General features: G+C 42.0%; 22 protein-coding genes. 15 read left to right on the top strand and 7 right to left on the bottom strand.

Annotation, left to right across the window (positions count from 1 at the left end):
• The first annotated feature begins 23 nt into the window (after positions 1–23).
• From IR022_RS11720 to IR022_RS11650, 15 genes are all read left to right on the top strand, one after another.
• Positions 24–884 (top strand): AAA family ATPase, encoded by an 861-nt coding sequence (locus IR022_RS11720; RefSeq protein ID WP_194203829.1) that lies wholly within the window; start codon positions 24–26, stop codon positions 882–884.
• Positions 885–1,092: 208 nt separating this feature from the next.
• Positions 1,093–1,566, top strand: coding sequence for a hypothetical protein (locus IR022_RS11715; RefSeq protein ID WP_242053224.1), 474 nt, complete (start codon positions 1,093–1,095; stop codon positions 1,564–1,566).
• Positions 1,563–1,928 carry a hypothetical protein gene (locus tag IR022_RS11710; protein ID WP_194203827.1) on the top strand — a complete coding sequence of 122 codons (366 nt, stop codon included), beginning with the start codon at positions 1,563–1,565 and terminating at the stop codon, positions 1,926–1,928. The genes IR022_RS11715 and IR022_RS11710 overlap by 4 nt, the downstream gene beginning before the upstream one ends.
• A 31-nt stretch (positions 1,929–1,959) precedes the next feature.
• Positions 1,960–2,370 carry a hypothetical protein gene (locus IR022_RS11705; protein ID WP_194203826.1) on the top strand — a complete coding sequence of 137 codons (411 nt, stop codon included), beginning with the start codon at positions 1,960–1,962 and terminating at the stop codon, positions 2,368–2,370.
• Positions 2,367–2,564, top strand: coding sequence for a hypothetical protein (locus IR022_RS11700; RefSeq protein WP_194203825.1), 198 nt, complete (start codon positions 2,367–2,369; stop codon positions 2,562–2,564). Before IR022_RS11705 ends, IR022_RS11700 begins: the two co-directional genes overlap by 4 nt.
• 8 nt (positions 2,565–2,572) lie before the next feature.
• Positions 2,573–3,091: a host-nuclease inhibitor Gam family protein gene (locus IR022_RS11695; protein WP_194203824.1), complete on the top strand. Its 519-nt coding sequence runs from the start codon at positions 2,573–2,575 to the stop codon at positions 3,089–3,091.
• A gap of 28 nt (positions 3,092–3,119) precedes the next feature.
• Positions 3,120–3,317 carry a hypothetical protein gene (locus IR022_RS11690; RefSeq protein WP_194203823.1) on the top strand — a complete coding sequence of 66 codons (198 nt, stop codon included), beginning with the start codon at positions 3,120–3,122 and terminating at the stop codon, positions 3,315–3,317.
• Positions 3,314–3,778: a hypothetical protein gene (locus IR022_RS11685; protein ID WP_194203822.1), complete on the top strand. Its 465-nt coding sequence runs from the start codon at positions 3,314–3,316 to the stop codon at positions 3,776–3,778. Before IR022_RS11690 ends, IR022_RS11685 begins: the two co-directional genes overlap by 4 nt.
• Positions 3,705–4,253, top strand: coding sequence for a hypothetical protein (locus IR022_RS11680; RefSeq protein ID WP_194203821.1), 549 nt, complete (start codon positions 3,705–3,707; stop codon positions 4,251–4,253). The genes IR022_RS11685 and IR022_RS11680 overlap by 74 nt, the downstream gene beginning before the upstream one ends.
• A gap of 3 nt (positions 4,254–4,256) precedes the next feature.
• A complete protein-coding gene (locus IR022_RS11675; protein ID WP_194203820.1) occupies positions 4,257–4,625 on the top strand; it encodes a hypothetical protein in 369 nt (122 codons plus the stop codon).
• On the top strand, positions 4,622–4,843 hold the full coding sequence (locus tag IR022_RS11670; protein WP_194203819.1) for a hypothetical protein: 222 nt from the start codon (positions 4,622–4,624) through the stop codon (positions 4,841–4,843). The genes IR022_RS11675 and IR022_RS11670 overlap by 4 nt, the downstream gene beginning before the upstream one ends.
• Complete coding sequence (locus IR022_RS11665; protein ID WP_194203818.1) at positions 4,840–5,145, top strand: ASCH domain-containing protein; 306 nt, start codon at positions 4,840–4,842, stop codon at positions 5,143–5,145. The genes IR022_RS11670 and IR022_RS11665 overlap by 4 nt, the downstream gene beginning before the upstream one ends.
• A gap of 77 nt (positions 5,146–5,222) precedes the next feature.
• Entirely contained in the window at positions 5,223–5,480 is a 258-nt protein-coding gene (locus tag IR022_RS11660; RefSeq protein ID WP_194203817.1) for a hypothetical protein, read from the top strand.
• The gene (locus tag IR022_RS11655) at positions 5,480–6,004 is read left to right on the top strand and encodes a hypothetical protein (protein ID WP_194203816.1); all 525 of its coding nucleotides are present in this window, start codon (positions 5,480–5,482) and stop codon (positions 6,002–6,004) included. The genes IR022_RS11660 and IR022_RS11655 overlap by 1 nt, the downstream gene beginning before the upstream one ends.
• 263 nt (positions 6,005–6,267) lie before the next feature.
• Positions 6,268–6,717 (top strand): hypothetical protein, encoded by a 450-nt coding sequence (locus tag IR022_RS11650; RefSeq protein WP_194203815.1) that lies wholly within the window; start codon positions 6,268–6,270, stop codon positions 6,715–6,717.
• 67 nt (positions 6,718–6,784) lie between these two features.
• Here the strand turns inward: IR022_RS11650 and IR022_RS11645 are convergent, their stop codons facing one another.
• Genes IR022_RS11645 through IR022_RS11615 form a run of 7 tightly spaced genes read right to left on the bottom strand, consistent with a single transcriptional unit; the run spans position 6,785 to position 12,250 of the window.
• Positions 6,785–7,246 carry a hypothetical protein gene (locus IR022_RS11645; protein ID WP_194203814.1) on the bottom strand — a complete coding sequence of 154 codons (462 nt, stop codon included), beginning with the start codon at positions 7,244–7,246 and terminating at the stop codon, positions 6,785–6,787.
• Between the two features lie 43 nt (positions 7,247–7,289).
• Complete coding sequence (locus IR022_RS11640; protein WP_194203813.1) at positions 7,290–7,697, bottom strand: phage virion morphogenesis protein; 408 nt, start codon at positions 7,695–7,697, stop codon at positions 7,290–7,292.
• Between the two features lies 1 nt (position 7,698).
• Positions 7,699–8,550, bottom strand: a complete 852-nt coding sequence (locus IR022_RS11635; RefSeq protein ID WP_194203812.1) for a phage minor head protein — start codon at positions 8,548–8,550, stop codon at positions 7,699–7,701.
• 32 nt (positions 8,551–8,582) lie between these two features.
• The gene (locus IR022_RS11630) at positions 8,583–9,746 is read right to left on the bottom strand and encodes a DUF935 family protein (RefSeq protein WP_194203811.1); all 1,164 of its coding nucleotides are present in this window, start codon (positions 9,744–9,746) and stop codon (positions 8,583–8,585) included.
• A 38-nt stretch (positions 9,747–9,784) separates the two neighbouring features.
• Positions 9,785–10,252, bottom strand: a complete 468-nt coding sequence (locus IR022_RS11625; protein ID WP_194203810.1) for a hypothetical protein — start codon at positions 10,250–10,252, stop codon at positions 9,785–9,787.
• A gap of 40 nt (positions 10,253–10,292) precedes the next feature.
• A complete protein-coding gene (locus IR022_RS11620; protein WP_194203809.1) occupies positions 10,293–11,801 on the bottom strand; it encodes a hypothetical protein in 1,509 nt (502 codons plus the stop codon).
• Entirely contained in the window at positions 11,801–12,250 is a 450-nt protein-coding gene (locus IR022_RS11615) for a hypothetical protein (RefSeq protein ID WP_194203808.1), read from the bottom strand. Before IR022_RS11615 ends, IR022_RS11620 begins: the two co-directional genes overlap by 1 nt.
• Positions 12,251–12,404: the final 154 nt, after the last annotated feature.

Raw genomic sequence — 12,404 nt, 5'->3', positions numbered from 1 at the left:
ATCAGTTAAAAAACCATACAGATATGACACCACAAGAAAAACAAACAATCGTTGATGCTTTAAAAGTGTATTGTGATCGTTACCCAAGCCAAAATAAAGCGGCAAACAGCCTTAAAGACGTTTCAAAATCGACCGTATCAAATATGTTGACGGGCAAACATGATCTTATAACCGAGTCTATGTGGCGCATTGTGGCAAAGCAAATCGGCTTAACAAATAAAGATTGGCAAATCGTACCGACGTCGGTTTATAACGAACTAAACAAGCTATTAAAAGACGCTCAGAGCGATAACGGTGTTTCGGCTATTATCGGTACGGCTGGTTGTGGTAAAAGCGAAACATCAAAACGTTATGTCGCCGACAACAAATGTGCGTATCGTCTTGAATGTTCCGAGTTTTGGAATCGTAAAACCTTTATGCTCGAATTGCTTTCGGTTATGGGTGTTGACTCGTCGGGCTTTACAGTTAACGAAATGATGCAAAAGGTTATACAAACTCTTAAGAGTCAGGAAAACCCGATAATCATACTTGACGAGGCGGACAAACTAAGCGATCAGGTGCTTTACTTCTTTATTACGCTGTATAATAAACTCGAAGATCATTGCGCCATTATATTGCTGGCGACTGCATATCTCGAAAAGCGTATCACTCGCGGCGTTGCTCTCAACAAAAAAGGATATAACGAAATCTTTAGCCGCATTGGTCGCAAGTGTATCGCCCTTGACGGTAACACATACGAGGACATCGCCGCAATATGCTCATTAAACGGTGTCAATGTTCCAAAAAGTATCGAAAAGATCATAAACGACAGCGACAGCGATTTAAGGCGCGTAAAGAAGTTGACGCGTGCCAATATCAAGAAAGACCGAGAAAGCGGCAAATAAACGATCTTAAACAGTATTTAAACGATAATAGCAACGAATGTCAAACCCAAAGAAACCTAAACGCGCCTTGTCGGTCGCCGATGTCTTAAACTACGAACCCAATACGATACCGTTTGAGGGCAAGTGGGGCGAGGCGATCGGCGAACCCGAATTAAAAGGCTCATGGATCATATACGGCGAGTCGGGCGAGGGCAAAACATCGTTTGCAATGCAACTCGGGCGCTATCTATGCTCAATCAACGAGAAATTGTGGTATCGCACCGCTTACAACTCTATCGAAGAGGGTTTGTCGGACTCAATCAAAAAAGCATACATACGCACGGGCATGGCAAACGTTTCGGGTCGCTTTCTATTATTGGATAAAGAGCCGATTGCCGATCTCAAAGAAAGGTTACGCAAAAGGCGATCGCCTGACATTATATTTATTGACTCGGTGCAATATACGGGACTTACCAAAAAAGAATACAAGGAACTAATCGACGAATTTAGTAATAAGCTTTTCATATTCATATCACATGCCGACGGACAGAAACCAAAGGGCGCACTCGCGCAAGATATTTATTACGATGCCTTTGTCTGTATCTGTGTTAAGGGTTTTATCGCTAGTGTGACAAAGAGCCGATACGGTGGCAGTGGCGAGATAGTAGTGAGCGAGAAAAAAGCAAAAGAATATCACGGATGAAAAAAGACGAAAATTTAAAAATAGCAATCAAACGGGCTTATGTGCCCGATCCAAAGAATAGCAAAATTGAGTTACAAAAAATAACAGGCTATTTCTATGAGTATAACGATTTACAGTTTTGTATTTGTTTCGCCGATGGGACATGGTATGCAATTGAGTTGCAAACTGGACATTCCGCCGCAGGGTATGATCCTGAGGTAAACGACACAGATGAATATTGTATTGAGGAAGTAAAGCAGTTAATGGGTCGTCGTGATAAATCAATGTACGACCAATATGTAAATCTAGTAAAAACCAAAATGCGACAAGATGGCTTTAAAATACCATTAAATAAAAAAATACAACCCGATGGCAACAACTAAAACAAACCCGCACGGCTGGTTATTTGCATACTTGCAACCGATCAGCGCCGACGCTCAGGAACTGGCAGAAAATCGCAAGGCACTTGTTAAAGATTATTCGGGGGGTAAGACTGAGAGCTTATCGGAACTGTACAACAAACACCCCCGACTATATGCAAAGATGCGCACGGCATTGTCGACACCAAAAGACAAACGATCTGACGACTCGCTAGACATACACCGCAAAAGATTAATGGCGGCAATATTTGAACGACTCGAAGATCAGGGCATAAAAGGCAAGACTTATGATTATGTAAAAAGTGTTGCATGCAAAGCCGCACAAGTGGATCGGTTCAACGACATACCATTGCCGACCCTCCAATCGCTTTACCGCAAGTTTGGCGAAAAGAATCTAAACAAATACGACGATCAGGTAAAAGAATTAATAAGTACAACGATATGACAATCAAAGAACTTGAAAATAAGATAGAGCAAGCCGAGAAAGCTTTGTTTGCTACTAAAACAATAACGCAATGGGACGCCGCCGTAAGGCATTACAACGCCCTAAAGATAAGATGGTATCAACATACAGGCGAAAGCATTCTTCTAGAGGCTGTAAGTATACCCGAGTACAATTTGTATAAAATCAATTTATAATTAAAATTATGGCAAAAAGAGAGAAAAAAACAGTTTTAACAAACATTTCAGACGCTCAAATGAATGAAGCGTTAACAGTATACGCAAAGGCTGACGCTCAGATCGTAAAGATAACCGCCGATCTTGATCTGGCATTTACTAAACTACGCGATGCCAAAGCCGACGAACTGGCGAAGCTGGACGCTCAAAAAAGCGAAGCATTCGACCTAGTACAGGCTTATGCGATGGAAAATAAAGAAAACCAGTTTTCTAAGAAAAAGAGTTTAGAACTAACGCATGGGGTTATTGGTTTTCGTATCGGTACACCAAAGCTAAAGAATAAAAAGGGGTTTACATGGGCGGCTGTAACTAACCTGTTAAAAGAGTTCTTACCCGCTTATGTTCGTACCGTTGACGAGCCCGCGAAAGATAAGCTACTCGCCGATCGCAACGACGAGGCGGTCGCTCCATTACTGAAAAAGGTCGGCGTTGAAGTAGTACAAGACGAGGCGTTTTATATTGAGCTTAAAAAAGAGACAAACGAGTAATTAATCACCATTTAAACAGTATTTAATTATGGACGAAGAAATAAAAAACAACGGATTAACAATTAGTGAAATTGTCGACGATGTTCACAACACCCTAATTATGGAACTAGAAGATTATGCCGATGATGATTATTTAAAAATACTTCGGGCACTCATAAGCAAACTTAATGATGATGCCGATGCGATAGAGTCTGAAATTAGGTATCATAATAGACAAAAGAAATGACACGAGACCAGCAACTCAAAACCCTAAAGAGTAAAAAGGCGAACAAAGAGCAATTGCGTGAGGCGCTCGCCGCCTCTTTGGGCGTGGCTTATGAGCCAGCGACGAAAGATCAGCAAGAAAACTTATTTACGGAATGTAGATCGGTGTTTTTCAAAGCCTACAAAGATCAAACGGGGCTTGATTATTCTTTCGTCGGTAAGGATGCCAAAGCGTTGACACAAATACTCGAAAAGATCGGTAATATGTCAAGTGATTGGTCGGATCAAGACAAACGAATGACATTTGAGGCACTTGTCATTAATTTGCCTGACTGGTACAAGAAAAACGCTTTCTCTATTTCGGTAATCAATAATAAATTTAACGAAATCGTTGCAAGTATTAAACAAAATGGCAGACAACAACAAACAGGTGGCGACCTCAAAAGTAAACTTGCCGAGCGTTTTAGAGCCCGACAGTCTTAAACGCGAGTTACAACATGTAAGAAGTGTCGGCGATGCTTTGGCGCTTGCCTCAGACCGCGACAAATACCCTAGTTTGGCAGTTATACGCCGCGATCATGGTGCTGAGGTAATCGAAGATTTAATAATGGCGTATTTGGTCGACTTACGAGAAAAGATAAACGCAAAGCGACATTTGACAGACGAACAAATCGAAGAAATCGCGTTCGAGGTTGTGGGCTTGTTTTATCACTTTACTATCGCCGACATACATCTTGTGTTTAAATGGGCAAAGTTGGGTAAATATGGCGAGTTATACGAGTCGATCGACATGCCTAAAGTGATGGGCTGGTTTGATACTTACGACAACGCCCGCACCAACACCGCAACGCAAGAAAGCATTAATAAGTCAGGCACATGGAATGTAGGCGACAACCGCCGCGAGTCTGAGCGCTGGCAACGACATTTTGAAAAAATAGGTAAAAAAGTAAACAAATAATTTATGGTTATAGCAGTAGATTTTGACGGAACATTGCACACTGGCGATTTTCCTAATATCGGCGAAATTGCCGACGGTGCAAAAGAGTGTATGAAGCAATTAAAAAAAGACGGGCATTACCTTACAATATGGACTTGCCGATGCGGTGATAAATTAACCGATGCTGTAAACTGGCTTTTATCTCAGGGTATACCATTCGATCGGATCAATGAACATGACCCCGAAAACCTCGCAAGGTTCGAAAGCAATTCGCGCAAGATATATGCACATCTATATATTGACGATAAGCAAGTAGGCGGTTTGCCATCGTGGGGCGAGATTTACGATTATGTATGTAAAGTTGAAAATGACTATAAACAAAAGCAAAGATGAAAACAAAAAGATCATTAATAGTTATAAATATACTCAGTTTAATAATAGGGCTTGTTTGGTTGCCATTTATGCTAGTCGGTCTAGTGTTGTATTATCTGTCAAAATTAATGCGGGCTATGGGCTTTATATTGATGCTAAAGAAATATAGTGCAAGCAATGAGTTTGCGGGGTTTTGGCAAATATACTCGTCATTCAGAGATTATAAGGTCGGGTTATGAAAAAAGACTTATTAAAGTTGCCGATAAAAGGCGAGTGGTATCGAAAATGTGTATCAGGTGTCAAAAAAGAAGAATATCGCGAAATAAAAGCCCATTACAATGCTAGGCTATTAAATAAAGATGGAACATTCAGAAAATATTTTCATGTTGAACTTATAAACGGATATGGCAAAAAGAGACCCCGTGCATTGTTTGAATGTTTAGGCATTAGAAAAGGTATCGGTGATATTAAGATGGGCGCACCCACTGACGAGGTGTATATTATATCATTAGGGAAAATGGTATATCATACAAAAAACTAAAAAGCCTCTCATACTCTCTCGAATACTTAAGGCTTTGTAAGCGTGGTTGCTACAAAGTTAATTAAAATTCGGGAGTTATGCAAAAAACAGTAATAAAGCGACAAGAAAGCCGACGCGTAAATGCGTTGAAACGTTATGCGATTATACAATCGTTAGTTGCCGAACGTTACGAAGTGGGCAACCAAAGTAAAAGCAAAGCACAAGCCTATCGCCAGCATATCAACAATCTTTACCCTATGGGTGAGCGAACATTTTGGCGAATAATGGGCACGAACGTGCAACAAGAAATTGAAAAAGTTAATCACGGGCAAATGTCCCTTAATTTTGTTAGCTAATGGATAATTCAAAGTATAATTGGGCAGATGTGAGAATTTGCATTGCTGGGCATGAGATTAAAGGTGTTAGAGAAATTAAGTACAAAAAACAAAAACGTAAAAAAATGATATATCATTCAACACAAAACATTACGATCGCAATTGACAAACTTATCGACACAATTGTGGTTATCGGTGATAAGGTAGACGAGAATGCGATCGCACATCAAGTTATCGCAGCATTGAATAAAGCCGTTACAAATGCACATAAAACCGACCCGCGTTTGATGGTGGCATACTGGGGCATGCCTCAGCCGAAAATAAAGAGAGACGATTTAAAAGACTGGGCAAAGGCTTTCGATGCCGCACGCATCCCGATGTCGTGTTTTACTCGTGCATGTGCTGATTTTGTGTCTGCAAGTATCGAAGCGGCAAAAGATCGCGAGGAACGAATCGCCGCAATGCGTAAAGATTTTGATTTGTGGTCTAGATATTATTTTCCGCACTGGTTTGATTGCCGCCCCTTTTCACCTAACGATTTATAATTATAAAGCCTTGACGGTCTCACGATCGTTGAGGCTTTTTTTGTTTAGTTTAAAATAAATATACTAAATTTGAATTTTATTAAAATAATATGAATGAGCAATTAAGAAAAGATATTGAGAGGCAAAGACATAGTGAAATCTTGATATATAGATATAACAGATTAAAACGGTTACCTTATGAACGGTTAAAATCGGCTATTATCGAGGCTCTTTATCTTGAAAGAATATGCAATTTTTTCGGTCGAACAATTAAATAAAATAATATGAGAAAGATTTTAACACTATTTTTATGCCTTTCAGTATTGGGGCTTTATTCTTGCAGTAGCGACGATGATAACGACAATAATGGGGGCGGTACTGGATTAACTGTAAAGGCTCGCGTATTGTATGAAACCGCCGACGCTGTGGGTGTAACTCATCCTGACGCTGGTGCAAAGGTATACTTGCATTATGATTTTGATTTTAAAAATGCAAATGGTTATACCTATCAGGGTAACGGTAATTATGCAAAAGGTACTACTTCCATAACTATCATAGAGCCAGCACAAACAGCCACAATTGACAAAGATGGTAATGTAGTAATAGATCAAAAGTTTAAAGATCGTAAACTTACTATTGTAATTGAAAGTAAATATTATCAAGGTAAGTATACCGAGTTATATTACCCGATGTTCAACGAAAATATAATTTTATCAAACATTTTCAGACCCTAATTAAACAGCTTTTAAACACTGATTAAATAACAAAGCCCCGCAAATAAATGCGAGGCTTTTTTTATATCTATTCTACACTTGCAGCAAGTGAGATTGTCGGTTTTACTTTCGGCTTTTGAGGTACGCACGAAGTATCGGTAAACCCGATTGAAAACGTGATGTCACGCTCATAAATACCGTCGCGTCGTTTGATCCTTTGCATACGTGTTCGGATCGGTGCGGCAAAGCCATTCTTTATAAAATCTTGCCCGTGCAATGCTTTTACAATATCTTCGTAAGCGACCCAACCCTTTTTTGCGTTGTCTTTTTGGTTTTGCGGTGCTTTGTTGCTGGTATTGCTCAGGCGTAATATGTAAAGCTTGACAACAACCGTTAATGTACCTTGTTGCCTTAAATCGCCCGCATCCGTAAATTGCCCGTCTTGTATATCAATTAGTGCACAAGGCATCTTAACGGGCGGCATACCCTCGTAAAATTCCATTTGCCCCCAATCCTCGTCAACTTCTTTTAATGACGGTACATGTGACATTAATTGTACTTGAAAACTCTCTATTATATTATCCATTGTTACTCTAATTAAATAATCGTCTGAAAAAATCGTTTATTGATCGGGGCAAATGCTCGTCGACAATCTCGGTTATTATCTTATCGGTTTCGGGTGATGTTCCGATAAACTGGCGTTGAGGCATAGTTACCGTAAAATCTTTACCCTTTTTCGATGTCCGTTTTATCGTGCCGCCCTCGTTGTGTATTTCCGCATAAGGCACGGACGATTTAAAAACGATCTTCGTGCCTTGTCTTGCCGACGATATGGAGTTGCGCAATAATGAAGTGCGAACCATCAAAGAGCCGCGCGGGTTTGGCTTTTTCACTTCTTGCCACTTCTTATTAAAAAAGGCTTTTCGCTCAAAATTACGATCAAACTCGGCGGTAAGATCGACGCGTATATGTTCAATTATTACATCTATGATCCGTGACATATTACTCGCTGTTTGTTAATGCGTTTACTACTTCTTTATCGTTAAAATACGGGTGAGTCTCAGGAAAAATAACTTTATCTTTGCCCGGATTAAAACGAAACATTGCGCTTGTGTTCTTACCGCCCGCCCCGATGGTATATGTTGCCTTATTACCGAGATCGTTTGCCGTTGTACTGTCTGATACCTCGTATCTGCTTTTTCGCACTTGTAGCACATTGCATCGACATCGCCAGCCATTCGGCGGAAAGAATTTAGACCAAAACGGATCGTCAAGCGGCAAAGTCGTATTGTGCAACAACTGGTGTACATATCGCACACGGTCGTCGTTTGCTGTGCGGTACTGCAAATAATAACGGTCGCCGTATTGTTCGAAGTCCGCCCACTTGCCCGCCATCGTTGCCGATTGTGCGGCAAACTGGTACTCACTTTCGAGATACGCCCGATTGTATGTTTCGTGTATCGCCCGCGTCTCTTTAAAGAACTTCGAAAAAGGTTTTATTTTGCCCGTCTCATCTGTCAGTATATTGGTGAGTTCGCGCAATTCGGCGTATGTCTTACAACCCGAGAACACATATACATTGTCGCGAAAGTGTTGCATCATTGCGGCGGGTATCTCGTAAGCTATGCCGCTTTGTACCGCATTTTGCAAGATGGTGTTAACCTCGTTTACAAATGGTTGTATTTCTTTGTTGCTGAGGTCGTCGGGGGTTATCTCTTTTTTCTTTTTTCGGAATATCCACCGCGCCATTTTATCAAACAGCTTGTCGAGCCGCCCATATTCATTCGCCGACAAAACAATGCGATCGGCGAACCCGCCGCAATCAGTACATTTACAGTTATAATAGTCGTGCAACGTCAGTTTTTCAGGTGTTGCCGCTTGCGCACCTACTGAAAATTTGCACCGCCGTTGTTTTTATTACCGATTACTTTTATACCGAACCTCTCAGTTACAAACTCGGGGTCGACATCCATATAAGCCATTACTTTGGTAGTCATTTCAAAAAGCTTGTCGGTGTCCTCTGCAACTTTAAATTTAAACCGCGAGCTCGTGGCTGGTATCCAGTGTATGCGATATAATGCGGGTATAACAACGCTATTCATGTAGGTTTCTACCATACGTTTATCGGAATCAACCAAACGGTCTAAAATGCCGATACTTATTTTCTCTTTGCTTTCGTTACCGTTCTTGGTGTCCTGACCTATGATCGCGCCCGAAAACAACATGCTTATGTAGTTGTCGCAAAGGTTGATAAGATTGCGGTATACGTCGCCGTTTGTATTTACCGCGTTCGCAAATTCAAACTCTTCCGTCGTGTCGATAATAAACCATGCCGCCGCACCTATATCGCGCATCATATTTTCGGCATTGCTCAACATGGCGGGGTCTTGTGTGTTGGTTTTCAATACGCGGGGCGGTATGCCGTAAATCTCGCAAAGCATAGACCAGCAAGTTTGTGCGAACTTCTTAAACAAAACGTGTGGTACTGCTTTATTAAGTGAGCCGATATGATCGGAATTGAACTCTAATAACCATTTGCCGAACTCGTTTGTATTTCGGTACTCAACAAAATCATTAAAAGCCGTGTCAGGATAATAACGACCAAAGTCGGGCACAACATTTCGGCGATTAATCAGGTCGACCCGCTTAACGCCTCTCTCGCTTGATAATTCGATCAAAGAATTACCGTAATACTCACTATCAAGGATATGAGATATAATGTCTTGCATGACGGGCAAATCGTTTAAAACAGCCGTCAATCTCTCGTCAACCTTACCGTCAGGTGTCAACATTTCAAAGCCCGCCGAAATAGTTTGTTCTTTGCGGTTGTTGATCTGTGAAGTGAGCAAGGCATCACCCGAAATACTGGTATATATATCCTGTAATAGATATTGTTTCGGGTCTAGTGCCAGCGTTGCAAGGTATTGCGCATTGTTCCAGTCGCTAATATCTTTACGTGTCTGCAAAATGGGTTTGCGTACCGTCTTAGGTGCGTATGTCGGTTTGCGGTTTGTGCCCGCAACTGTTTCGGCTGGTTTCTCAGCCGCCAACGTAACAGTTTTTTTATATCGTCTGTTTCTTGACATAATTACTCGTGATTAAATTTGGGGGCTGAGCCGTATCGGAAAACTTTTTTTACATTCGATCCGTCGGGGTCGGGTTGGATCGTGGGCAAGTCGGGTGTTAACGTGGGTGAATCTTTATATTCGCCCAACCCCGCAATTTTCTCGAGTGTTTTAATCACATTGTCGTAACGATCCTTTACGTGTTGATAAATGACATCGAGGTTTGAGAGTTCGCATATGTTATACGCTGCAACGGTTTTGCACATTCTGAGTACCCACGGGTCGCGATCCGATCCAGTGACACCGAAAATTGATTTTACATCGTATATCGGTCGCCCGTCTTGCCATTGCCTTTGATTGCTGGCGGTGAAATAGCTTTTCACTTCAGATACACCCGCAAGAATGCCGTCAGCGATAATCTGCTCGTCACCCTCGGCGATTTCGTCCATTTGATACTCATAGAGTACCGATTTCATTTCGTCGATCTCCAAAAACATAATTTTGATTGTCTAAAAGGTGTTTAAATGCTGATTAATAGCCGCGATTTACCCGTCGTTGCACTCGGTATGTGCCCGCACGTTTGGCGATATTCTCGTCAAGTATCTTGTAACCGCCCTCGATACAGTCGGGCGCATCAATAGCCCCGCGATAAGTAGGCGATACGACCAAAAATTGCTCGCTTACGGTTTGCATTTGCGGGTTGTCTTTTTCGGCTTCGTTGAAGACTAGGAAACCGAGACGGTTTGCGGGTTCGAGTGTGCCCTCGATACGGGTAAACTTATCGGCTTTCTTGCGGGTGTCGGGGCGTATGGGTATCATGTACCCTACTTTGCGACCTATTTCTTTGAAAAGAGGTAAAAAAACTTGCTCGTAAAAAGGGTTTTGTAAGGTGTTGTTTTCAATCCAATATTGCACATAATACCCTTTTGTCAGGCTGTATATGTCGTAAAACCATTGTACAAACTTTGCATTTGTGCATTGCTCGCAAAAGACTTTGATAACGTAAGTTATACCCGCTTTGCGACCAAGTAAGGCAACCACTTTGTAAGAGTTGTTTTTTACATCGCTGTTAGAGGGTGCGGGGTCACTGTATACGATTAGTTGATCCATTTGCGACAATGGCGGCACTTTGCCGAAAGTCAGCTTTTTAAAGACACGCCCCTCGGTTTGCGGGTTGTTGAAATACTCGGTTTGTGCCGACGCAYACGAGATCATACTCAATACGCGGTCGATGTTTTCCTCGCTGTTTTTAGATGCCCACGAACTCACGCCGTTTGTGCGTATGTTTACGATGTCGACCTTGTCGGCTTTCTTCATTAACTCAGTTACGCAACAATACTCGGCGATAATATTACCGCATACGATCACCAGCAAAGGCACATTAACCGCACGGGTGGGTATCAACGCGCCGTTGATCCACTCAACACGCTTGCGTATAATCTCGGGGTTGCGGCAATCCTGATCGGTGTCTATATCATCAATAAGGATCACATCGGGGCGGGCGGCATCGTTTCGCGTACCACGCGGGCTCTGATCCGCACCAACGGCACGAAAAGCTACACCGCAACGGGTCTTAAACTCGGTGTCTCGCCATTTCCATGACTTTTGTTTGCCATAGTCGGCAATAATACGCTGGTTTGTATCAAGGTTTGCGCGGTATGGCTCGAGCAAACGTTTTGCATTATCCTCAGAATTTGAGATAAGCATTACATTTTTCTTTTTGCCCGTCAATGTGAGATGTAAAACTTCCATCATGGTGCGGGTAGACTTGGCGAGCTCTCGCGCCCATGCCCTTGACTCGAACCACTCAGGCGATTTTATAATTCGCTGGCTTGCCCTTTTGTGAAACGGGGCGGGTTCGGCGGTGCAAAAATTGGGAAAGTAATATTTACACCACGACTCAAAATCAGCCTCGAGCCGTTTTATACGCTTTTGCTTGTCTGCATGGCTTTCGGTGCGGTCGATATTGGTTGCTTTGAGTATACCCTCGCGAAAGTCGTCCCATGACGCAATCGCTTGTTTATCTGCAATTGTCGCCATTAGATCAACGATTTAATGTAAGCGTCAAAAACGCCGACTAACTCCTTTGCCTTTTCTACATCATAGCCTTGCACGAATGTGCACACGTTCTTAGAGTACATGACAATCTCGCCGATACTCGCATTATCTTGTAACTTCTTGATAATGCTTTCAAGCTTTGTCATTTGGTCGATCTCGGCGGTTGTCGGGTATGCGTCGTTTGTAGACTCTCGGCTTTCGATCTTTTCCTCAATACTTTTTAAATACCCTTTGTATTTTGCGATCCGTTTCTCCTTTGAACTTTTTGTGCTTTCGAGTATTACGTCCCAACTCTCAGCCTCAGCCCATCGCATGATTGTGCGAGGTACAACCCCGACAATATCCGCAAGTTGCGTTTGGGTAAACTGACCCGTCATGTAAAGCGATCGGGCTTTAGCTTGCTTGTCGTTTTCCTTTGGTGTTTTTGCCATTAATTAATCATGTGTTAAAAAGAAAGTTACACCAACATGGCATAACTTTTTTGTGGTTAAAGAACTGTGATTATTTAATGCAAAATTCGTCCTTTAAATGCTGATAATAAAAAAGTTATGCCATGATAGCCGACCTTTTTCGACGCCCCGAAAT

This window comes from Dysgonomonas sp. GY617 (assembly GCF_015233815.1).
Classification (GTDB): Bacteria; Bacteroidota; Bacteroidia; order Bacteroidales; family Dysgonomonadaceae; genus Dysgonomonas_A.
Note: the sequence above shows the minus strand (reverse complement) of the source record. Positions and strands in the feature narration are given on the sequence as shown.

Excerpts from the sequence above, each read along its gene's own strand:
- IR022_RS11665 (WP_194203818.1), top strand. The coding sequence starts at position 4,840 with ATGAAAAAAGACTTATTAAAGTTGCCGATAAAAGGCGAGTGGTATCGA.
- IR022_RS11660 (WP_194203817.1), top strand. The coding sequence starts at position 5,223 with ATGCAAAAAACAGTAATAAAGCGACAAGAAAGCCGACGCGTAAATGCG.
- IR022_RS11615 (WP_194203808.1), bottom strand. The coding sequence starts at position 12,250 with ATGGCAAAAACACCAAAGGAAAACGACAAGCAAGCTAAAGCCCGATCG.
- IR022_RS11680 (WP_194203821.1), top strand. The coding sequence starts at position 3,705 with ATGGCAGACAACAACAAACAGGTGGCGACCTCAAAAGTAAACTTGCCG.
- IR022_RS11640 (WP_194203813.1), bottom strand. The coding sequence starts at position 7,697 with ATGTCACGGATCATAGATGTAATAATTGAACATATACGCGTCGATCTT.
- IR022_RS11715 (WP_242053224.1), top strand. The coding sequence starts at position 1,093 with ATGCAACTCGGGCGCTATCTATGCTCAATCAACGAGAAATTGTGGTAT.
- IR022_RS11655 (WP_194203816.1), top strand. The coding sequence starts at position 5,480 with ATGGATAATTCAAAGTATAATTGGGCAGATGTGAGAATTTGCATTGCT.
- IR022_RS11650 (WP_194203815.1), top strand. The coding sequence starts at position 6,268 with ATGAGAAAGATTTTAACACTATTTTTATGCCTTTCAGTATTGGGGCTT.
- IR022_RS11710 (WP_194203827.1), top strand. The coding sequence starts at position 1,563 with ATGAAAAAAGACGAAAATTTAAAAATAGCAATCAAACGGGCTTATGTG.
- IR022_RS11670 (WP_194203819.1), top strand. The coding sequence starts at position 4,622 with ATGAAAACAAAAAGATCATTAATAGTTATAAATATACTCAGTTTAATA.
- IR022_RS11645 (WP_194203814.1), bottom strand. The coding sequence starts at position 7,246 with ATGTCACATGTACCGTCATTAAAAGAAGTTGACGAGGATTGGGGGCAA.
- IR022_RS11690 (WP_194203823.1), top strand. The coding sequence starts at position 3,120 with ATGGACGAAGAAATAAAAAACAACGGATTAACAATTAGTGAAATTGTC.
- IR022_RS11675 (WP_194203820.1), top strand. The coding sequence starts at position 4,257 with ATGGTTATAGCAGTAGATTTTGACGGAACATTGCACACTGGCGATTTT.
- IR022_RS11695 (WP_194203824.1), top strand. The coding sequence starts at position 2,573 with ATGGCAAAAAGAGAGAAAAAAACAGTTTTAACAAACATTTCAGACGCT.
- IR022_RS11685 (WP_194203822.1), top strand. The coding sequence starts at position 3,314 with ATGACACGAGACCAGCAACTCAAAACCCTAAAGAGTAAAAAGGCGAAC.
- IR022_RS11720 (WP_194203829.1), top strand. The coding sequence starts at position 24 with ATGACACCACAAGAAAAACAAACAATCGTTGATGCTTTAAAAGTGTAT.
- IR022_RS11700 (WP_194203825.1), top strand. The coding sequence starts at position 2,367 with ATGACAATCAAAGAACTTGAAAATAAGATAGAGCAAGCCGAGAAAGCT.